The sequence below is a fragment of the Microbacterium oxydans genome (assembly GCF_900095745.1).
In the GTDB taxonomy this organism is placed as follows: Bacteria; Actinomycetota; Actinomycetes; order Actinomycetales; family Microbacteriaceae; genus Microbacterium; species Microbacterium oxydans_B.
In genome coordinates, this window is the sequence record NZ_FMIR01000017.1 from 404,356 (window position 1) to 424,078 (window position 19,723).

Annotated in this window: 22 protein-coding genes; 10 read left to right on the forward strand and 12 right to left on the reverse strand. The window is 68.5% G+C overall.

Annotated features, from left to right (window positions below; all coding sequences use genetic code 11):
- Positions 1-61: 61 nt before the first annotated feature.
- Together BQ2383_RS12250 and BQ2383_RS12255 are read right to left on the reverse strand one after the other, a co-directional pair.
- Entirely contained in the window at positions 62-532 is a 471-nt protein-coding gene (locus BQ2383_RS12250) for a hypothetical protein (protein ID WP_140403351.1), read from the reverse strand.
- Positions 533-603: 71 nt separating this feature from the next.
- Positions 604-1,344 carry a class I SAM-dependent methyltransferase gene (locus tag BQ2383_RS12255; RefSeq protein ID WP_091034237.1) on the reverse strand — a complete coding sequence of 247 codons (741 nt, stop codon included), beginning with the start codon at positions 1,342-1,344 and terminating at the stop codon, positions 604-606.
- Between the two features lie 59 nt (positions 1,345-1,403).
- Here BQ2383_RS12255 and BQ2383_RS12260 point away from each other — a divergent pair, with 59 nt between their 5' ends.
- Both BQ2383_RS12260 and BQ2383_RS12265 read left to right on the forward strand, forming a co-directional pair.
- A complete protein-coding gene (locus BQ2383_RS12260; RefSeq protein ID WP_029262950.1) occupies positions 1,404-1,997 on the forward strand; it encodes an exonuclease domain-containing protein in 594 nt (197 codons plus the stop codon).
- A 64-nt stretch (positions 1,998-2,061) separates the two neighbouring features.
- The gene (locus tag BQ2383_RS12265; RefSeq protein ID WP_091034239.1) at positions 2,062-3,348 is read left to right on the forward strand and encodes a DNA recombination protein RmuC; all 1,287 of its coding nucleotides are present in this window, start codon (positions 2,062-2,064) and stop codon (positions 3,346-3,348) included.
- A gap of 81 nt (positions 3,349-3,429) precedes the next feature.
- Here BQ2383_RS12265 and BQ2383_RS12270 read toward each other — a convergent pair whose 3' ends face one another.
- The gene (locus BQ2383_RS12270) at positions 3,430-3,720 is read right to left on the reverse strand and encodes a hypothetical protein (RefSeq protein WP_091034242.1); all 291 of its coding nucleotides are present in this window, start codon (positions 3,718-3,720) and stop codon (positions 3,430-3,432) included.
- Positions 3,721-3,897: 177 nt separating this feature from the next.
- A complete protein-coding gene (gene glpX, locus BQ2383_RS12275) occupies positions 3,898-4,884 on the reverse strand; it encodes a class II fructose-bisphosphatase (protein ID WP_091034244.1) in 987 nt (328 codons plus the stop codon).
- 184 nt (positions 4,885-5,068) lie between these two features.
- On the opposite strand from glpX, the gene fbaA reads away from it, so the two are divergent.
- Positions 5,069-6,097, forward strand: a complete 1,029-nt coding sequence (gene fbaA, locus BQ2383_RS12280; protein ID WP_091034247.1) for a class II fructose-bisphosphate aldolase — start codon at positions 5,069-5,071, stop codon at positions 6,095-6,097.
- 85 nt (positions 6,098-6,182) lie between these two features.
- Here fbaA and BQ2383_RS12285 read toward each other — a convergent pair whose 3' ends face one another.
- From BQ2383_RS12285 to BQ2383_RS12300, 4 genes are all read right to left on the reverse strand, one after another.
- A complete protein-coding gene (locus tag BQ2383_RS12285; RefSeq protein ID WP_091034251.1) occupies positions 6,183-7,451 on the reverse strand; it encodes a hypothetical protein in 1,269 nt (422 codons plus the stop codon).
- A 29-nt stretch (positions 7,452-7,480) separates the two neighbouring features.
- The gene (locus tag BQ2383_RS12290; protein WP_091034254.1) at positions 7,481-8,014 is read right to left on the reverse strand and encodes a DUF6264 family protein; all 534 of its coding nucleotides are present in this window, start codon (positions 8,012-8,014) and stop codon (positions 7,481-7,483) included.
- 234 nt (positions 8,015-8,248) lie between these two features.
- Complete coding sequence (locus BQ2383_RS12295; protein ID WP_091034257.1) at positions 8,249-9,040, reverse strand: IclR family transcriptional regulator; 792 nt, start codon at positions 9,038-9,040, stop codon at positions 8,249-8,251.
- Positions 9,041-9,042: 2 nt separating this feature from the next.
- On the reverse strand, positions 9,043-10,095 hold the full coding sequence (locus BQ2383_RS12300; RefSeq protein ID WP_432206342.1) for a 4-hydroxy-3-methylbut-2-enyl diphosphate reductase: 1,053 nt from the start codon (positions 10,093-10,095) through the stop codon (positions 9,043-9,045).
- A gap of 91 nt (positions 10,096-10,186) precedes the next feature.
- Here BQ2383_RS12300 and xseA point away from each other — a divergent pair, with 91 nt between their 5' ends.
- Genes xseA through BQ2383_RS12325 form a run of 5 tightly spaced genes read left to right on the forward strand, consistent with a single transcriptional unit; the run spans position 10,187 to position 14,452 of the window.
- Positions 10,187-11,464, forward strand: a complete 1,278-nt coding sequence (gene xseA, locus BQ2383_RS12305; RefSeq protein WP_091034263.1) for an exodeoxyribonuclease VII large subunit — start codon at positions 10,187-10,189, stop codon at positions 11,462-11,464.
- Between the two features lie 36 nt (positions 11,465-11,500).
- The gene (locus tag BQ2383_RS12310; protein ID WP_208617666.1) at positions 11,501-11,740 is read left to right on the forward strand and encodes an exodeoxyribonuclease VII small subunit; all 240 of its coding nucleotides are present in this window, start codon (positions 11,501-11,503) and stop codon (positions 11,738-11,740) included.
- On the forward strand, positions 11,737-12,381 hold the full coding sequence (locus BQ2383_RS12315) for a DUF4245 family protein (RefSeq protein WP_091034265.1): 645 nt from the start codon (positions 11,737-11,739) through the stop codon (positions 12,379-12,381). The genes BQ2383_RS12310 and BQ2383_RS12315 overlap by 4 nt, the downstream gene beginning before the upstream one ends.
- Positions 12,378-13,061 carry a carbonic anhydrase gene (locus BQ2383_RS12320; protein ID WP_091034267.1) on the forward strand — a complete coding sequence of 228 codons (684 nt, stop codon included), beginning with the start codon at positions 12,378-12,380 and terminating at the stop codon, positions 13,059-13,061. Before BQ2383_RS12315 ends, BQ2383_RS12320 begins: the two co-directional genes overlap by 4 nt.
- Positions 13,058-14,452 carry a class II fumarate hydratase gene (locus BQ2383_RS12325; protein ID WP_091034270.1) on the forward strand — a complete coding sequence of 465 codons (1,395 nt, stop codon included), beginning with the start codon at positions 13,058-13,060 and terminating at the stop codon, positions 14,450-14,452. Before BQ2383_RS12320 ends, BQ2383_RS12325 begins: the two co-directional genes overlap by 4 nt.
- A 62-nt stretch (positions 14,453-14,514) precedes the next feature.
- Here BQ2383_RS12325 and BQ2383_RS12330 read toward each other — a convergent pair whose 3' ends face one another.
- The 3 genes from BQ2383_RS12330 to BQ2383_RS12340 all read right to left on the reverse strand — a co-directional run bounded on the left by BQ2383_RS12330 (position 14,515) and on the right by BQ2383_RS12340 (position 18,008).
- Positions 14,515-15,900, reverse strand: a complete 1,386-nt coding sequence (locus BQ2383_RS12330) for a PhoH family protein (protein WP_029262965.1) — start codon at positions 15,898-15,900, stop codon at positions 14,515-14,517.
- A 158-nt stretch (positions 15,901-16,058) separates the two neighbouring features.
- Positions 16,059-17,189 carry an aminotransferase class V-fold PLP-dependent enzyme gene (locus BQ2383_RS12335; protein ID WP_091034272.1) on the reverse strand — a complete coding sequence of 377 codons (1,131 nt, stop codon included), beginning with the start codon at positions 17,187-17,189 and terminating at the stop codon, positions 16,059-16,061.
- Positions 17,190-17,228: 39 nt separating this feature from the next.
- Positions 17,229-18,008 carry an isoprenyl transferase gene (locus tag BQ2383_RS12340; RefSeq protein ID WP_091034563.1) on the reverse strand — a complete coding sequence of 260 codons (780 nt, stop codon included), beginning with the start codon at positions 18,006-18,008 and terminating at the stop codon, positions 17,229-17,231.
- 98 nt (positions 18,009-18,106) lie between these two features.
- On the opposite strand from BQ2383_RS12340, the gene trhA reads away from it, so the two are divergent.
- Positions 18,107-18,838 (forward strand): PAQR family membrane homeostasis protein TrhA, encoded by a 732-nt coding sequence (gene trhA, locus BQ2383_RS12345; protein WP_091034275.1) that lies wholly within the window; start codon positions 18,107-18,109, stop codon positions 18,836-18,838.
- 48 nt (positions 18,839-18,886) lie between these two features.
- Here the strand turns inward: trhA and BQ2383_RS12350 are convergent, their stop codons facing one another.
- Positions 18,887-19,192 (reverse strand): hypothetical protein, encoded by a 306-nt coding sequence (locus tag BQ2383_RS12350; protein ID WP_237682422.1) that lies wholly within the window; start codon positions 19,190-19,192, stop codon positions 18,887-18,889.
- Positions 19,193-19,260: 68 nt separating this feature from the next.
- Here BQ2383_RS12350 and BQ2383_RS12355 point away from each other — a divergent pair, with 68 nt between their 5' ends.
- Complete coding sequence (locus BQ2383_RS12355; protein ID WP_091034277.1) at positions 19,261-19,647, forward strand: DUF4307 domain-containing protein; 387 nt, start codon at positions 19,261-19,263, stop codon at positions 19,645-19,647.
- Positions 19,648-19,723: the final 76 nt, after the last annotated feature.

A 19,723-nucleotide genomic window follows, 5' to 3' on the forward strand; every position in this document is an offset into this window, starting at 1 on the left:
GGAAGGCTGGGCAGCGGCCGGAGCGCTCGCTCTGCTAGCGGAACGAGGCGCGCTCGCTCTGCTAGCGGAACGAGGCGCGCTCGCTCGCGACGCACTCCGCGGTCGTCCGAGCCTCGGTGCTGACGCATGCTCCGTCGACCAACGTCCGCTGACCGATCGGCTCGCTCAGCGTGACCGTGACCGGTATGGCGTCGTCGCCTTGGCAGTCCGCGGCTTCCAGACGATTCGGCTTCGCGTCTATGCGGACGGTCACCTGCTCGGCCTCATAGGTGATGACCGGCGAGAGCAGCTCGCCGGTCACTCCGTTCGCGCAGTCGAGACGGGTGACCTGCACCTCGAAAGCCATGCTGTCCGGGGTGACGCGGCTGTCGTCGGTCAGTTGCCACGTCGCCGGTGCGCCCGTTGGCACCGGCGTATCGCTCGAGGCGACCGCCGCAGGAGACGGCTCCGACGACGGCGTCGCCGCGCACCCGCTCAGCGCGATGGCTGCGATGAAGGTGAGCCCCAGCATGGCCCGCTGTCGATCCCGCATATCGCCACCGTACTTATGCCCCGAAAGGAAGGGAAGCGCAGCACTGCTTCCGGGCGGGGAGAGGCCGCTCCTCAGTCGCGGATGGCGCGGTAGGCCCGTGTCACGTACGGAAGGTCGATGGTGGTCTCGCCGTGCAGATCGAGCTCGTCGAACAGCGCGTCGAGGTCACGCCGGATCCGGGCCCTCTCGTCGTCGGACGCGGTGATGATGTAGCTGCGCGACGCCGCCATGCGGTGCAGCAGATCGCGCGTGATGGGGCGGACCCACTCCCAGCGTTCCTGCTCGAGCGGGCCGAACGGTGCAGCGACGACCGGATCTCCCTCGGCGAGCATGTTCTCGGCGTGGCTGCCGTGCATGATCTCGGTCAACCGGCGCACCCAGTCGACCCGATCGTCGCGGATGTTCCAGATGAGACCGAGCACTCCCCCGCGGCGCACGACCCGACCGATCTCGGCGGATCCGGCGATGGGGTCGACCCAGTGCCAGGCCTGCCCCAGGACGACCGCGTCGACGCTGGCATCCGGAAGGGGCAGCCGCTCTGCCGACCCCACGAAGGTCGGTACGCCCGGCACGGCACCGCGCAGCGTCGCGAGCATCTCGGAATCCGGATCGATCGCGACGACCTCGGCATCCGGCGCGTGCGCCAGTACCCGGGTGAGCTTTCCCGTCCCGGCACCGACATCGGCGATGCGGCGGGTTCCGTGCGGCATCCGCTCGAGCATCCACGCCACCGCATCGAAGGGATACTCGGGTCTTCCGACCTCGTAGTCCGCGGCCTGCGCTCCGAACGACGTCGCCATGTCCTCAGCCATGCGGCCAGCCTACGGCGAGTCTCCCGCGTGGTCGCCGACGTCGGGGTGAGAGTGGAGACGTGCCACTGGACTTCACTGCGATCGACTTCGAGACCGCGAACTCCAGCCCCGCCTCCGCCTGTTCCGTCGGACTGGTCCGTGTGCGCGGCGGCGAGGTCGTCGCCACCACCGGATGGTTGATCCAGCCGCCGCCCGGTCACGACGAGTTCCAGGAGTGGAACGTCCGGATCCATGGCATCCAACCGGAGGATGTGCTGTCGGCTGCCACGTGGGTCGACCAGTTCGATCGACTCTGCGCCTTTGCCGGAGCCGATGTTCTCGTCGCCCACAACGCCGGCTTCGACCTCAACGTGCTGCGCCGCGCCTCGGAGGCCACAGGCCAGCTCTGCCCGCCGTACCGCTCGCTCTGCAGCTTGCAGGTCGCGCGGAAGACGTATGTGCTCGACTCCTATCGCCTGCCCGTCGCCGCAGCCGCCGCCGGGTTCGAGGAGTTCGCGCACCACGATGCCCTCGCCGATGCTCGTGCCTGCGCGCAGATCGTGATCGATGCGGCCGCCAGGGCAGGCGCCGCCGACGTGTTCGCGCTCGCCGACGCGCTGAGCCTGCGCGTCACCGCACCCGTCGCGCCTGCTCTGGAGCGCGCCGTCGCCTGAGCCGACACACCGCTCCCGTGCGCGGCGACCTCGTAATGTCCGATGCCGGCCGCATCATGAACACATGGATGCTCTGGCTGTGGTTCTCCTCCTCGTCGCCCTCGCGGCGGGTGTCGCTGTGGGCTGGTTCCTGCACGCAGGACGTGGGGCCGCTGATCTTGCGCGCGCTCAGGCCGAGCTGGCCGCCGCGCGCGACGACCGCGACCGCCAGTACGACCTCTACCGCGATGCCGTCGAGCACTCACGGAACGAGCAGCGAGCCGAGGCGCAGCGCGTGCAGCAGCAGAACGCGGTGCTGACGGCGCTGGCTCCGGTGCGAGAGAGCCTGCAGCAGATGCAGACCAAGGTCACCGCGATCGAACGCGAGCGCCACGCCCAGTTCGGCACGCTGGAGGAGCAGCTGCGACGCGCGCAGGAATCCGACGAGGCGCTGCGGGCGACGACGGAGTCCCTCGCCGGAGCGCTGCGCTCGACAGCCACTCGCGGAGTGTGGGGCGAGACGCAGCTACGCCGCGTGGTGGAAGCGGCAGGCCTCACACGCCACATCGACTTCGATCTGCAGGCGACGATCTCCTCCGACCGGGGCCAGGGTCGACCCGACATGGTCATCCGTCTCGCCGGTGGCAGCTCCATCGCGGTCGACGCCAAGGTGCCGCTCGACGCGTATCTCGAGGCTTCGGCGCTGTCGGCGGGCGACGCCCAGGAACCGCAGCGGCGCTCCCTCATGCAGAAGCACGTCAAGGCCGTCCGCGCGCACATCGATGCCCTGGCCAAGAAGGCGTACTGGGCCGGACTCGACGCGAGTCCCGAGTTCGTGATCTGCTTCCTGCCGAGCGAGTCGCTGCTCGCGGCGGCCATCGACGAAGACCCCACCCTGCTCGACTACGCATTCAGCCGACGAGTGGCTCTCGCGTCTCCCGTGAACCTCTGGGCGGTCTTGAAGACGGTGGCGTTCACGTGGACCCAGCAGGAGGTGTCGACCGAGGCACGTACGCTGCTCACTCTCGGCACGCAGCTCTACGACCGGTTGGGCACTCTCGCCGGGCATGCCGACGACCTGCGCCGCGCCCTGGAGCGCACGGTCGACAGCTACAACCGCTTCGCCGGCTCCCTCGAGACGCGCGTGCTCGTGACGGCGCGGCAGTTCCCCGGCGTCGATGCTGCGGCTCTCGCGTCCGTTCCGGCAGTGACGGAGAGCACAGGACGACGCTTCACGGCTCCCGAGCTGATCGCCGCCGACGGGCGAGGGGACGAATCCGTGGCTGAAACGTCAGAAGCCACCGACCACATCGGTGCGGCATCGGTGCGCGCCGACGTGGGCGAGGTACGGGTTCGTCTCGACGAGATCTAGGGGCCACCGATGCTGTGCACCGCCGTCACGCCTGCACTGCGGCCTACGGCGTAGCGCGCGGACGAACTGTCGAGCAGCGCCTCAGGCGATACCGGGTACGCCGCTGAGCAGCAGGATCACGAGGCCACTGGTGGCGAGGAAAGCTCCGATCATCCACCAGGCACTGATCTCATGGCCCTCGTCGCGGCGGACGCGGAACAGCACGTCAGCGCGGCGAGCCGGATCGGCGATGGCCGCCGGCGGGGTGGTCACGGGCGGGGTGGCTGCGGCGCCCGGCTCGGCGTCGGCGCTCACTCGGAGAATTCGCCCGGTGTTCGTCGTGATGATCTTCGTCGCGGCGGCCTTCGAGCCGCTCGTGTGCTGCGTTGTCATCCGTTCGCCCTCCTGTGCCTGCGGTGCCTGACGGCTCCGTCCACGGCGACAAACCCAGTGACAATTGTGACACGGCGCTTCGGAAAGCGTGGCTCACGCCACCCCGGCCCTATACCGGCTCGATAACGATGCCGTCGGCGGCGGCCGGGAGAACGCGCCCTCAGAGGGGCCTGTGAATCAGAGCCACTTCGAGACGAGGTGCTCCGAGGCGATGCGCCGGAGGGTCCCGGAAGCACCGCGGAGCACAACGCTCTCCGTGTACACATAGCCCCGCTCGCGGCGGACGCCGGCAACGAGCTGGCCGTCGGTCACGCCCGTCGCGACGAAGATCGTGTTATTGCCCTGCACCAGGTCGTCGGCCTCGTAGACCCTGTCCATGTCGAGCCCGGCGTCGATCCCGCGCTGACGCTCGTCGTCGTCACGCGGCCACAGGCGCCCCTGGATGTGTCCGCCGAGCGCCTTGATGGCGCATGCCGTGACGATGCCCTCGGGGCTGCCTCCGACGCCGACGCACATGTCGGTGCGCGCATCATGCCGGGCGGCGTTGATCCCACCCGCGACGTCACCGTCGCTCATCAGTCGGGTGCCGGCGCCCGCATCGCGGATGTCCTGGATGAGCTGCTCGTGACGCGGACGGTTCAGCACCGACACGACGATCTCGTCGACGGGCTTGTCGAGCGCGCCGGCGAGCTTGCGGATGTTCTCGCCGATGGGGAGCCGGATGTCGACGACGCCGACGCCTGCGGGTCCCGTGACGAGCTTGTCCATGTAGAAGACGGTGGAGGCATCCAGCATCGTGCCGCGGTCGGACACCGCGATCACGGACAGCGCGTTCTGCCGGCCTGCTGCGGTGAGCGAGGTTCCGTCGATGGGATCGACTGCGATGTCGCACAGCGGTCCGCGCCCGGTGCCGACGACCTCGCCGTTGAACAGCATGGGTGCGTTGTCTTTCTCACCCTCGCCGATCACGACGCGGCCCTGGAAGTCGACGGTGCCCAGGAACGCGCGCATCGCGTCGACGGCCGCCCCGTCGGCCGCCTCCTTCGCGCCTCGACCGATGAAGGGGACCGCGCGGATGGCCGCAGCCTCCGTCGCTCGCACCAACTCCATCGCGAGGTTACGGTCGGGACGAAGAGGGCTCAGATCCGCAGTCAGACTCACCATGCGGTCAGCCTAGCTATCGACGCGAGCGAACAGCCCGGTTTTCGCGCTCCACGACGCGAAGGAATCGCAATTCTTAACGCCTGAGCACAAGGTGCGGCGCCGGCGGGACCCTCGCCTGCGGTACGACTCCGGTCACCCCGATAGAGTGGCACCTGTCCCGGCTTCCCTTATCGCAGGAGTTCTCATGCCCGTCGCCACCCCGGATCAGTACGCCGAAATGCTCGACCGCGCGAAGGCCGGCGGCTTCGCGTACCCCGCATTCAACGTCTCGAGCTCGCAGACGATCAACTCCGTCCTCCAGGGGCTGACCGAGGCCGGCTCCGACGGCATCATCCAGGTCACCACGGGTGGAGCCGACTACTTCGCCGGCCACACCGTGAAGGCACGCGCCACCGGCGCACTCGCCTTCGCCCGCTTCGCCACCGAGGTCGCCAAGAACTACCCGGTCACCGTTGCACTGCACACGGACCACTGCCCGAAGGACGCCCTCGCCGGCTTCGTCGAGCCGCTGATCGCAGCCTCCGAGGACGAGGTCAAGGCCGGTCGCAACCCGATCTTCCAGTCCCACATGTGGGACGGTTCGGCTGTTCCCCTCGCGGAGAACATCGAGATCGCGAAGGACCTGCTCCCCCGCATGAAGAACATCAACGCCATCCTCGAGGTCGAGATCGGCGTCGTCGGTGGCGAAGAGGACGGCGTGCAGCATGAGGGCTCGAACGACGCTCTCTACACGACGTTCGCCGACGTCGACCAGGCCGTGCAGGCCCTCGGTCTGGGCGAGCAGGGTCGCTACATCGCCGCCCTCACCTTCGGCAACGTGCACGGCGTGTACAAGCCGGGCGGCGTCAAGCTGCGCCCGGAACTCCTCGGCGAGATCCAGGCAGAGGTCGCGGCGAAGTACAACACGGGCGCCAAGCCGCTCGATCTGGTCTTCCACGGCGGCTCCGGCTCGACCGATGAGGAGATCGCCCTCGCGGTCGCGAACGGTGTCATCAAGATGAACATCGACACCGACACGCAGTACGCCTACACGCGCGCGATCGCCGACTACATGTTCAAGAACTACGACGGCGTGCTGAAGGTCGACGGCGAGGTCGGCAACAAGAAGCAGTACGACCCCCGCGCCTGGGGCAAGATCGCCGAGTCGGCGATGGCCGCCCGCGTGGTCGAGTCGACCCGTCAGCTCGGCTCGTACGGCCAGTCGAAGAGCTGATCCGTCACGACTTCGATGAGAGATGCCCCAGCCGGTCGGCTGGGGCATCTCTCATTTTCGGCGGCACCGCCCGACGGCGGGGCCGTCACTCGCCGCGACTGCGGCGAATGCGGGTGACCCAGATGGCTGCGTCGACGACGGCATCCACCACGAGAAGCACTCCGAGCGCCCTGCCCGCTCCCCGCGATCGAGATGCGATCCACAGGCCCGCTCCGAGTTCCCCGACCGAGAGCAGGAGACCCGCGGCGGGGCGGCGGCGGAGTGCGTCGCCGATACGTGCGAGAGGCCGCTCCCGGCGGGTGAGCGGCGTGAGTTCGCCGAGTCCGGCGATCGCCGTCTCCCGGAGCGTGGGCCACCATCCCACAGGAAGGAACCGTCGGTCCGCCCCCGTGGTCGCGCTTCCGAATGCGGTGTCGATCAGGTCGGACGAGATGCCGAAGGCAGCGAGGAAGGCGCGCTGGCGATCCTCCGCGCCGACCACGCCCCCCAGGGCCTCGGGGATCAGTGCCCGGTGTGCGGCATCCACGTCGAGGTCCACGGCTGCGGCGATCTCGAGGAGCTCATCGCGGCTCCCGTCGCCCTCGGTGAGGAGCCGACGATAGATCTCCGCCGTCTCCGGAACGCGGATGGCGTCGATATCGAGGACCGGCCGGGTGTCGCGTTCCGCCTCGGTCCAGAACGGGATCGGGCCTCCGCTGCCCACGGCCACTTCGAACCACACGGCGGCCTCGGCGCGGTTCAGCTCGATCACGGGCAACTCGGCCTTCGAACTCACCCAGGCACCGCTCGGCTCCGAGGTCTCGAACCGCTGGAGCGACCAGTCTCCGGACTCGCGGTGGTCGACCGCGGTCCCGTGGACGGCCGCGAGCATGCGGGCGATCGCGGGGCCGCGGTGCGAGAACGCCGAGACCTGCACCGCCGAAGCCGCGATCAGTGCGGGATCGATCGCGGCATCCTCCGAATCGTCGGCGCCCACCTCGACGGAATCGTCGATGAGCTCGTCGACCAATTCCTCCACCGAATCGAAGCCGAACGCCTCGTCCACGTCCACGTCCACGTCCACGTCCAGCCAGAGCATGAGGCCCTTCTCCTCGAAGGCTGCCTTCAGTTCGCTCGCCGACAGGGTCGACTCGATCGTGTCCTGCTCGCTGACCGTCAGGACGTGGCCGTCGTCGGTCACCGCGATCGCGAGCACGGCCTCCTCGCGGTCGTCCCACGCGGCTGTCGCATCACGCACGCCGGCGAGCACGCCCAGTCGAGCGAGGACGTCGTGAGCCGCGTCGCGCGGGTCGGTCCCGTCACCACGATCGACCGAAGTGTAGGAGAGGTGGACGCCGAAACTGTTCTGGGGCATCCTTCGACAGTAGCCGTGCGATTCGGCGTCTACCGTCCAACGGTCGACAGATACGCCACGAACGCCGGGTCGTTCATCATCGGCACCGAGATGCAGATCGTCACGACGATCATCGTCGCCAGCGCACCCGCGATCGGCACCCACCAACTGAGCCGGCGACGCCGCAGCCGTCGGATCGACAGCGCCGCGGTGATCGACCACCCGACGGCGAGCACGATGGCCGCGATCGTGCCCCAGATCCGCCCCTGGGCGAAGTTCGTGAACTCCCCCTCGATGCCGAGGATCTTCATCGTCTCGTTCATCACGGTCGGCAGGTCGAGGTACGACAACCCGGTGATGATGATGTTCACCAGACCGTAGGCCAGCAGCGCAATGGTCACGAAGCGGTCGACCGGGTGCGGACGAGCAGCGGGGGCAGTCGCACTCGGGCTGGGCGCGGTCGGTCCCTCGCTCGGCGGCGCCGGCGGGGCGACGACGACCTCGTCGAGGGGCGGCAGCCCGGCGGCTCGCCGCTGCTCCTCCGGCGTGGCGAGTTCGCCGTACTGCGGGCGCTGATCGGTCATCCCGCCATGCTAACCGTCCCGGCTCTGGGCGGCTCACAGCGAGGGAGGGCGAAAACGATAGCGGCCCCGGAGAAGTGGGGACTTCGCGGGGCCGCGGATGTGAAGCGCTGGGGACGCTTCTCATCCAGTTTGATCACCGGCGCTGGGGACGCCTGTGGTGATCAGTAGCGCTGATGCATGCCGCTACTTCTCCGATCATAGGAAAACGCGTGCCCGAGCGCCAGGGGCCAGACTTCAGATAGTGAACTCCGCGCCGTCGGAGCCGGCGTCGAGGTTGTCGGCACCGAGTTGCAGCGAGAGCCGTCTGGCCGTTCGCTGCAGCGTCGCGACGAGCTCACGGTCCACCACCGCGCGGTCGGCCGGCAATGAGATCGCCAGCGATGCGGTGACGCCGGGCGCGACGACCGGCACGGCGACGCAGGTCGCGCCGATCACATACTCCTCATGATCCACCGCCCACCCCGGCGAATGCTCCAGTTGGGTCAGCAGCGTCGTGCGATCACTGATGGTGCGCGGCGTGAGCTCCTCCAGGCGATGCCGGGAGAGGTAGTCCAGTCGCTCATCATCGGGCAGGTCCGCCAGGATCTGCTTCCCCAGGGCGGTCGCGTGCGCGCTCGACTGCAGACCGACCCACAGCTCCACCCTCGGGTTGCGCACCGCGTCGACGATGTCGACGAGGTGCATCTCTCCATCGGCGAAGCGGGAGAGGTACGCGGTCGCTCCCACGTCCTCCGTCACGTCCCGAAGAGCCGCTCGGACCCGTGCGAGGAAGACCCCCCGCGAGTCGATCTGCTGCTGGAACGAGGGGAACCGGGTCCCGAGCACCAATCCGTCCGGTTCGGAATTCAGATACCCCTCATGGACGAGGGTGCGCACCAGGTTGTAGGTCGTGCCCGGCGTCAGCCCCGTGATCGCCGCCAACATCTTGGCCGGAAGCGGACGAGGCGAATTGGCGACGATGTCGACCAGTCGCAGCGCGCGCTGCACCGACCCGATGAGGGTCGGCTCCGCTTCCGCGGCGCTCAACGCTACGCGCCTCCTCCAGTGGCACGACCGCCGAGTGCACGATCGTCACGCTGACCGGAAGCATCGTGTCGAAGCTCCTTGGGCAGGGAGAACATGAGGTCCTCCTCCGCGGTCTTGACCTCTTCGACATCGCGGTAGCCGGCATCACCGATCGCTTCGAGCACCTCACGCACCAGCACCTCAGGTACGGAGGCGCCACTGGTCACGCCGACGGTCTCGACTCCGTCGAGCCACTCCTGCTGGATCTCTTCGGCATAGTCGACGCGGTACGCCGCCTTCGCCCCATACTCGAGGGCGACTTCGACGAGGCGCACACTGTTCGAGGAGTTGGATGAGCCCACGACGATCACGAGTTCGGCACCGGCCGCGACCTTCTTGATCGCGACCTGGCGGTTCTGCGTGGCGTAGCAGATGTCGTCGGACGGCGGGTTGTGCAGCTCGGGGAAGCGCGTGCGCAGCCGGTTCACCGTCTCCATCGTCTCGTCTACCGAGAGGGTGGTCTGCGAGAGCCAGACGACCTTGTTCGGGTCCTTGACGACGACCGTGTCGGCCTCTTCCGGAGAGTTCACGACCGTGACGTGCTCCGGGGCCTCGCCTGCCGTCCCCTCGACCTCTTCATGGCCCTCGTGACCGATGAGCAGGATCTCGAAGTCGTCGCGGGCGAAGCGCACGGCCTCGCGGTGCACCTTGGTGACCAGAGGGCAGGTCGCGTCGATCGCGTGCAGTCCGCGATCGGAGGCGGCGTTGACGACCGCCGGGGAGACGCCGTGCGCGCTGAAGACGACGTGCGCGCCCTCGGGGACCTCGTCGACCTCTTCGACGAAGATCGCGCCCTTCTCCTCGAGCTCGGTCACGACGTGGATGTTGTGCACGATCTGCTTGCGCACATAGACGGGTGCGCCGTAGCGTTCGAGCGCCTTCTCGACGGCGACGACGGCACGGTCGACGCCGGCGCAGTATCCACGCGGCGCGGCGAGCAGGACCCGCTTGTGTCCGGCCACCGGGTTATCCTGAAGCCGTCCGGCCGCCGCACGCACGCGTGGGAGACGGGGGATGGGGAGATGCACGGCAGTCGAAGTCACCCTTGGATTCTACCGCCGCGCGGCTGTGCGAGGCCGGAGAGCGCGGGGTCAGGAACGGGAGCGGATGACAGTCTTCGAAGCGACGACGGGCCAGGGCGAGACGCCGCCCGCCGATTCGGTCGCGCCGCGCGATTCCACAGCCGATGCCCCCACCTCGGTCACGCGGCTCAACACGACCATCCGCGACTTCATCGCCCGCTGGAACACGGTGTGGGTCGAAGGGGAGATCACGTCCTGGAACGTGCGCGCCGGCAACGTCTTCGCGCGGCTGAAGGACACCCGCTCCGACGCGCAGATCTCGATCCGCGTGTGGTCGAGTGTTCGCGGACGCATCCCGTCCGACATCGGCATCGGCGATCACGTCGTCGTCGCGGTGAAGGCCGACTACTTCGTGAAGGCCGGAGACTTCAGCTTCGCGGTCTCCGCGATGAAGCACGTGGGCCTGGGCGATCAGCTCGAACGTCTCGAGAAGCTCCGTGTGCAACTGCGTCAGGAGGGCCTGTTCGACCCGGCCCGCAAGAAGCGCCTGCCGTTCCTCCCGCACGTCATCGGTCTGATCACCGGCGAGCGCTCCGACGCCGAGAAAGACGTGCACCGCAACGCCGAGCTGCGCTGGCCGCAGGTGCGCTTCCGCACCGAGTACGCCGCCGTGCAGGGTGATCGCTGTGTGCCCGACACCCTGGCCGCCCTGGCGAAGTTGGACGCGGACCCCGAGGTCGATGTCATCATCATCGCTCGCGGCGGCGGTGACCCGCAGACGCTCCTCGGCTTCAGCGACGAGCGTCTCGTGCGGGCGGTGTCCGCGGCGACCACTCCCGTCGTCAGCGCGATCGGACATGAGAACGACCACCCCCTCCTCGACGATGTCGCCGACCTCCGCGCGTCCACCCCGACGGATGCGGCGAAGCGTGTGGTACCCGACGTCGGAGAGCAGCGAGCTCTGATCGCGCAGTTGAGATCCCGCGCGACGTCGCGCCTCACGCAGCGCCTCACGCACGACATCGCACAGCTCGAGCAGCTCCGCTCCCGCCCGGTCCTCCGCTCCCCCGCGCCGATCATCGACGCGCGCGCGCAGGAGCTGTGGCTCCTGCTGTCCCGTGGCCGCGACAGCCTCACCCGGCAGCTCGACCTCGCGGGCCGTCGTACGAGCGAACTGCGCGCCTCCCTGCGCGCGCTCTCCCCCGCGGCGACCCTGGCTCGCGGCTATGCGATCGCGCACCTCGAGGGCGGCGTGATCCTCCGCGATGCGGCGGATGCGCCGGCAGGCAGCGCCCTGACGATCACGGTCGATCGTGGATCGGTGGCTGCCCGCTCGGAGGGCGAGATCCCTGAGAGCGACTGAGCCGGGCCGACGCGACGCACGACGTAGGATGGAGGAGTGAGCGCCCTGAACGACATCCCCGTGGAGACGCTGTCGTTCGAGGCAGCCCGTGACGAGCTCGTCAAGGTCGTCGCCGAGCTGGAGCAGGGCTCTCCGACGCTCGAGCACTCACTCGCGCTCTGGGAGCGCGGCGAGGCGCTGGCCGCACGCTGCGAGGAGTGGCTGCTCGGCGCGAAGCGCCGTCTGGACGCCGCCCGTGCGGCCGCATCCGACGAGGCCCCTGGCGGAGACGCATGAGCAAGCAGCCTCCGATCATCGCCGAGCTCGGACGCCCCGAGACGCCGGACGAGACCGCCGCCCGCAAGGCGGCGTCGAGCAAGGCCTATCGTTCCAGCCAGACCTTCCGCAATCTCATCGCGGCGCTGCTGGTCACAGTGGCCGTCGTCGCCGTCATCATCTTCGCCGTGCCCCGGGGCGAGCCTGTCGAGCGCAAGCCGCTCGACGTCGCGTCCGTGGCCGAAGGCGTGGAGTCCTCGATGCAGCGCCCCGTCCTCATCCCCGAGCTCGGCACCTTCTGGCGCGCGAACAAAGCGGAGATGCAGGGCGGCGCCACGGTCGTCTGGGAAGTGACGCTCGCGCCGAAATCGGACACGGAGCGCGGCTTCGTCAAGGTCGCGCAGGCCTTCGACGCCGACGCATCCTGGGCCCCGCAGCGTCTGAGCGGCATCGCTCCCACGGACACGGTGCGCATCGGCGGACTCGACTGGGACGTCTACAAGCCCGGCAGCGCCGAGTCCAACGCGAACGTCACCTACGCCATCGGCACTCAGGCGGGCGACGACTACATCCTGCTCTACGGCGCGCGCTCCGCAGACTCCACCGCGGAGCTCGCAGAATCCCTCATCCCGCAGATCCGCGACATCTCGGAGGCCTCATGACGCACCCCCTGACCCCGGCCGCAGCCTGGCAGCAGATGCAGGATGGCAACCGCCGTTTCGTCGCGGACGAGCCGCGTCACCCGAACCAGGATGTGCTCCGCCGCAAAGACCTGGCGGCGGCACAGCACCCCGTCGCCACGTTGTTCGGCTGCTCCGACTCCCGTCTCGCCGCTGAGATCATCTTCGACCTCGGCCTCGGCGACCTGTTCGTCGTCCGCAACGCCGGCCAGGTCATCGGTGAATCGATCGTCGCGAGCCTCGAGTACGCGGTCGCGGTGCTCGAAGTGCCCCTGATCGTGGTCCTCGCGCACGACTCCTGCGGCGCGGTTCGCGCAGCGATCGACGGCACCGCGATCGACGCCGCGCCCCTGCCGCCGCACATCTGGAAGCTGATCGCCCCGATCGTTCCCGCGGCCCGGAAGGTCCTGGCAGAGAACGGCGGCGGCACCGTCGCCGACATCGACTCGGAGCTCGTCGGCATCGAGCACCTGCGCAACACCGTGCGCGATCTGCTGCAGTCGTCCGAGATCATCAGCAACGCCGTCGCCGAAGGCCGTCTCGGCATCGTCGGCGCCAACTACCGTCTGGCCGAAGGCGTGGCAGTGCCCGTCATCACGGTCGGGCTCGACACCGACGTCACCAAGGGGATCGACCCCGCAACCAAGGAGGGTTCGGAATGACCGATAACGAGTACCGCATCGAGCACGACACCATGGGTGAGGTGCGGGTGCCCGTGAAAGCCCTCTACGGGGCGCAGACGCAGCGCGCCGTCGAGAACTTCCCGATCTCGGGCAAGGGTCTCGAATCCACGCAGATCGCCGCGCTCGCGCGGATCAAGAAGGCTGCGGCGCTCGCCAACAAGGAGCTCGGCACGCTCGACGGAGCCATCGCCGACGCGATCGCGCAGGCCGCCGATCAGGTGGCCTCCGGCGCGCACGACGGCGAGTTCCCGGTCGACACCTATCAGACCGGTTCCGGCACGTCGTCGAACATGAACATGAACGAGGTGCTCGCGACCCTCGCGACCGGCATCCTCGGCTCGACCGTGCACCCGAACGACCACGTGAACGCCTCGCAGTCGTCGAACGACGTGTTCCCGACGTCGGTGCACATCGCCGTGACACAGGCCCTCATCGACACCCTCATCCCTGCGCTCGACCACCTCGCGGTCGCCCTCGAGGCGAAGGCGGAGCTCTGGAAGGATGCGGTCAAGTCCGGCCGCACGCACCTCATGGATGCCACGCCCGTGACCCTCGGCCAGGAGTTCGGCGGCTACGCCCGACAGGTCCGCCTCGGCATCGAGCGCGTGCAGTCCGCTCTCCCCCGCGTCGCCGAGGTCCCCCTGGGCGGCACCGCGGTGGGCACCGGTATCAACACGCCCCTCGGCTTCCCGCAGAAGGTCATCGCGCTGCTCGCGGCCGAGACCGAGCTGCCCATCACCGAGGCCAAGGATCACTTCGAGGCGCAGGCCAACCGCGACGGCCTGGTCGAGGCATCCGGCGCTCTGCGGACGATCGCCGTCTCGCTCACCAAGATCAACAACGACCTGCGGTGGATGGGCTCCGGCCCCAACACGGGCCTCGGAGAACTGCACATCCCCGACCTCCAGCCCGGCTCCTCGATCATGCCCGGCAAGGTCAACCCGGTGGTCCCCGAAGCCGTGCTGATGGTGTGCGCGCGGGTGATCGGCAACGATGCGACGGTCGCCTGGGCCGGAGCATCCGGTTCGTTCGAGCTCAACGTCGCGATCCCGGTGATGGGCACGGCCGTGCTCGAGTCGATCCGTCTGCTGTCGAACGCTTCGCGCGTACTCGCCGACAAGACGATCGACGGTCTGCAGGCGAACGTCGAGCGGGCGGCGGCTTTCGCGGGTATGAGTCCGTCGATCGTCACTCCGCTCAACAAGCTCATCGGCTACGAAGCTGCGGCGAAGATCGCCAAGCACTCGGTCGCCAAGGGCATCACCGTGCGCGACGCCGTGATCGACCTCGGCTATGTCGAGCGCGGCGACCTCACCCTCGAGCAGCTCGACGAGAAGCTCGACCTGCTCTCGATGACCCACCCGGGCTGACCCGCACGAAACGACGGATGCCGCGAGGACTCGTTCCTCGCGGCATCCGTCGTTTCCGGTCGTCAGCTGAGCTCTCCGCCCTCCAGGAGCTCGGTGACGAGGGCGGCGATGGCCGAGCGCTCGGAGCGCGTCAGGGTGACATGCCCGAAGAGCTCGTGCCCCTTCAGCGTCTCGATCACGCTGGCGATCCCGTCGTGCCGGCCGACGCGGAGGTTGTCCCGCTGACCGACGTCGTGGGTGAGGATGACCCGCGAGTTCTGTCCCATGCGGCTCAGCACCGTGAGCAGCACGTTCCGTTCCAGCGATTGCGCCTCATCGACGATCACGAAGGCATCGTGCAGGGAGCGTCCACGGATGTGGGTGAGCGGCAGCACCTCAAGCAGTCCGCGCTCGACGACCTCTTCGATGACGTTGCCGGAGACGACCGAGCCGAGCGTGTCGAACACCGCCTGCCCCCAGGGGCCCATCTTCTCGCCCTGGTCGCCGGGCAGGTAGCCGAGCTCCTGGCCGCCGACCGCGAACAGCGGCCGGAACACGATGATCTTCTTCTGCTGCTGGCGCTCCAACACGGCCTCGAGCCCGGCGCACAGTGCGAGCGCCGACTTGCCGGTTCCCGCACGACCGCCGAGGGAGACGATGCCGACCTCCTGGTCGAGCAGCAGGTCGATCGCGATCCGCTGCTCCGCCGAACGGCCGTGCATGCCGAAGATGTCGCGGTCGCCGCGCACCAGGCGGAACTCGCCATCACCCGTGACGCGCCCGAGAGCGGAGCCGCGCTCGGAGTGGATGATCAGCCCGGTGTTCACCGGGATCCCCCGAGCCTGGTCGCTGATGCCGACTTCGCTCTCGTAGAGGTCGCTGATGTCGTCGCCGGAGAGGTCGAGCGTCGCGATGCCGGTCCATCCGGAGTCCACCGCCTGCTCGGCGAGGTACTCCTCCGCCCGGAGTCCCAGCGATGCGGCTTTCACGCGCATCGGCAGGTCCTTCGAGACGATCGTGACGTCCTGGCCGTCCTGCGCGAGGTGCATCGCGACCGAGAGGATGCGGGTGTCGTTGTCGCTGAGACGGATGCCGGCCGGGAGCACCGAGGAGTCGGTGTTGGCGAGCTCGACGCGGAGCGTGCCGCCCTCCCCGACCTCGACCGGAAAGTCCAGGCGTCCGTGTTCGATGCGCAGGTCGTCGAGGTGCCGCAGCGCCTGGCGTGCGAAGTATCCGATCTCCGGGTCGTGACGCTTGCCCTCCAGCTCCGTGATCACGACCACCGGGACGACGACCGAGTGCTCTGCGAAACGGAAGAACGCCTGCGGATCGCTCAGCAGAACGGAGGTGTCGAGCACGTAGGTGCGCAGATCCTGATCCGGATCGGCGGACGATGATGCCCGGCTTGACGTCTTACGGGTGGACTGCTGCGCGGTGCTGGTGGCCTGCTGCGCTGTACGTGTGGTCACGACCCACTCCCGACCCGGGGAATCCCGGCTATTCGAACGAGTCGACCAGGGGGTCACGAGCCGCGAACCTGAGGCCGACCCGAACGGGCGCCTTGCCCGATGCCTAGAACGTACGACCGCCCAGGGGATTAACCCGGGCTAGACACGCCAGGGATTCGTTACGCGCTGATGAACGTCTCGTTGCCGAACGCGTGCAGCGTCTCGTCGAGCAGTTCAAGGGTGGCCGCGTCTGTGCCCGCGTGCGGGGCGATGCGCACCGAGGATCCGCGCGCCGTCACCACGATTCCTGCATTCGCCAGCGCCGCCGCGAGCCGGGCGGGCTCTTCCGGCGCCAGCGCGACGATGCCGGCACGCTGCGAGCGCTCGCGCGGCGAACTCACCTCGATCCCATGGCGGTCGGCGATCTCGATGACACGGTCGACGTTGTCGGCGAGCCGCTCCTCGATGGCGGCGACTCCGGCGTCGCGCATGTCGCGCACACCGATCGCGAGTCGTCCCGCAGCGAGGGTGTCCGGCTGACTGACCGTATACGCCCTGGCGGATGCCGCCGGAGCCGGCAGCTCGTCGACGAACAGGTCGGTCGCCGTGGTCCCGGTGATCCCGGAGAGCACGGGGACGATCCGCTCCCGTGCTCGCGGCGCGAACCAGGCGAAGGCGCTGCCCCTGCCCGCACGCAGCCACTTGTAGCCGTGTCCGACCACCACGTCGGCGGCCGTGTAGTCGACGTCGATCACGCCGAACGACTGCACCGCGTCGACGATGAGCAGGCGGTCGGGACCGATCACGTCACGCAGTGCGGCGAGGTCGACACGGTACCCGGTGCGGAAGTCGACGTGACTCACCGCCAATGCGACGATCTCGTCGTCGAGAGCCTCGGCGACCGCATCCGGCGTCACGCGTCCGTCGTCGGGCGTGATCCACCGGGGCGTGACCGCGCGGTCCGATGCGGTCGCGGCCCGCTCGAGCGTCAGGCTGACGCTGGGGAACTCCGCCGTGCTCGCGATGACCGCCCCGGAGATGCCGTACAGCGCGTGCATCAGTCCCTGCGTCGACGAGGGCTGCAGGGTGACGTCGGCAGCGTCGCCGCCGAGCATCTCCGCGACGAGCTCTTGCGCCTGACCGACGCGCTCGGCGACCAGCGACAGGGAGGAGGGGCGTCCGCTTCCCAGGAGGTCGGCGTCGGCGAAGACCTCTTCGCGCACCGAGGGAGACAGCGGGCCGAAAGCCGCCCAGTTCAGGTAGCCGGACTCGTTGTCGAACGTGTCGACATAGTCCTGGAAAGTGCTCACTGCGTCATTGTGACACGGTGCCGGTCGCACCGCCTCCGGTCAGCGGCCGAACCGGCGTTCGCGATCCGTATAGTCGCGGATCGCGCGGAGGAAGTCGACCTGTCGCAGATCCGGCCCGAGGGCCTCGACGAAATAGAACTCGCTGTGCGCGCTCTGCCAGAGCAGGAAGTCGCTGAGTCGCTGCTCACCGCTCGTGCGGATGACGAGATCGGGATCCGGTTGTCCCCCGGTGTACAGGTGCTCGCCGATCATCTCCGGAGTGAGGTGGGCGGCGAGGTCCTCCAGCGTGCCGCCCGAAGCTTCGTGCTTGGTGATGATGCTGCGAACCGCGTCGACGATCTCGTTGCGACCGCCGTAGCCGACGGCGAGATTCACGTGGAGTCCGCTGTGGTCCTTGGTGCGCGCCTCGGCGTCGGCGAGCACTCTGGCGAGTTCGGGCGGAAGGATGTCGGAGCGTCCGACGTGCTTGACGCGCCAGTTGCCCTCCTGGGACAGCGCCTCTGCCAGCTCGGCGATGATCTCGATGAGGTCGGCGAGCTCCGCGGAGTCCCTCTTTCGCAGGTTGTCGCTGGAGAGCAGATACAGCGACACGACGCGCACGCCGAGTTCGTCGCACCAGCCGAGGAACTCACGCATCTTCGCAGCCCCGGCCCGGTGGCCTTCTGCCGCACTGTCGAATCCGAGCTGGCGCGCCCATCGCCTGTTGCCGTCGATCATCATCGCGACGTGATGTGGGACGGAAGCGGGATCGAGGTGGCGACGCAGCCGACTGGTGTAGAGCCGATACAGCGGCCCTCGCACCGGATTCTCGCGTGATATCACCTCCCTACGCTACCGTGCCAGGGCTTTCGCCACGGTGTGCGGATGCTGAGGATCATGTGCTCGTCGAGGTATGCGCATCGGCTTAGAGTGAGCACGTGAGCACTCCCGAACAGTCCGGTCCCGATGTCCCCGAGCTCCCGCTGCACGCCGCCGGCGAAGTCGATGCCGCGGTGGAGATCCGGCCCACATGGCGAGGATGGATCCACGCGGGCACCTTCCCCGTGGCGGTGGTCGCCGGCGCGATCCTGATCCTCGTGGCCGATGGGGCCGCAGCGAAATGGGCCTCCGCCGTGTTCATGGTCACCTCGATGCTGCTGTTCGGCAACTCGGCGCTGTACCACCGGTTCGATTGGAAGCCGAAGGTGAAGGTACTCCTGAAGCGGATCGATCACGCGAACATCCTGCTGCTGATCGCCGGTACCTACACGCCGCTGGCGGTGCTCGCGCTGCCGCCTGAGCAGGGCGTGCTGCTCCTCTGCCTCGTCTGGGGTGGGACCGCCATCGGAATCCTGTTCCGAGTCTTCTGGATCAACGCGCCGCGCTGGCTCTACGTCGCCCTGTACCTGCTGCTCGGCTGGGCGGCCGTGATGTACATCGGCGACCTTCTCGCGGCGAACGTCGCGATGATGGTGCTCGTCATCGTCGGCGGGCTCCTGTACACGGGCGGCGCGGTCGTCTACGCGCTCAAGAAGCCGAATCCCTGGCCCGGCCACTTCGGCTTCCACGAGATCTTCCACGTGTGCACCGTGCTCGCGTTCCTGTGCCATTGGACCGCGTGCCTGCTCATCGCCCTCGCACCGCTGTCGCCCTCGCTCGGCGCTCCGTAGTCACCCGTCGGCCTGGGCTCGCTCGGGCGCTCCGGCGCCCTGGGGCACTCAGCGTGCCGGCGGTTCTTCGCCCTCGTCGCGGGCGCCGGCGCCGTCGATCTCGGTCGATCCCGTCGTGCTCGTGTCGCCTTGGGCTCCGAAGGCGGCGCGTGCGGCTTCCTCGGCGTCGAGTTCCTCGCGCACCTCGTCGCGGTACCGGACGCGGCGGATCCGACGATTCATGTCCCAGATGAGCAGGATCACGGCGATCACGATCACCACGATCACGGCGAAACCGATGAACCCGGGGGTGACGGCCTCCGGCTTCACCGTCATGGACGGTGTCGGCATCGGGGTCTCGGTCAGAGCGAGCATGAATCGGCCTTTCGTACGCAGGTCGCATAACCTGGTACTACCAGCCTAACGACCGGGAAGACCCACCTGTGACGACCGCACAAGAGCTCGACGAACGCTATGGACGAACCCGACGGCGGCGGTGGCCGTGGATCGCCGGCGGCGGCCTCGCGCTGCTCGTGGTCGGTGCGTTCAGCTGGATGACCGTCGCGCAGTCCATGGCCTCCGTCGACGCCGACGATCTGGGCTTCACGCTCGTCGATGAGTACTCGGTAGAAGTGAGCTTCCAGGTCACCGGCGTGCAGGGCCGGGACGTCGTCTGCGCCCTCGAAGCCCTCGATGAGGAGTTCGGCGTGGTCGGCTGGAAGATCGTCGAGATCCCCGCCGGGGACAGTCACTCACAGGCGAAGTCGGTCACCATCCCGACGGTCGCCGAGGCCACGACAGGTTTGGTGAACACCTGCTGGGTCGCCTAGACTCGTGGCAGACATACGACGCCCCGGCACGAGCCGGGGCGTCTTGGCATATCCCCCGCAGCACGCCGGAGGGATC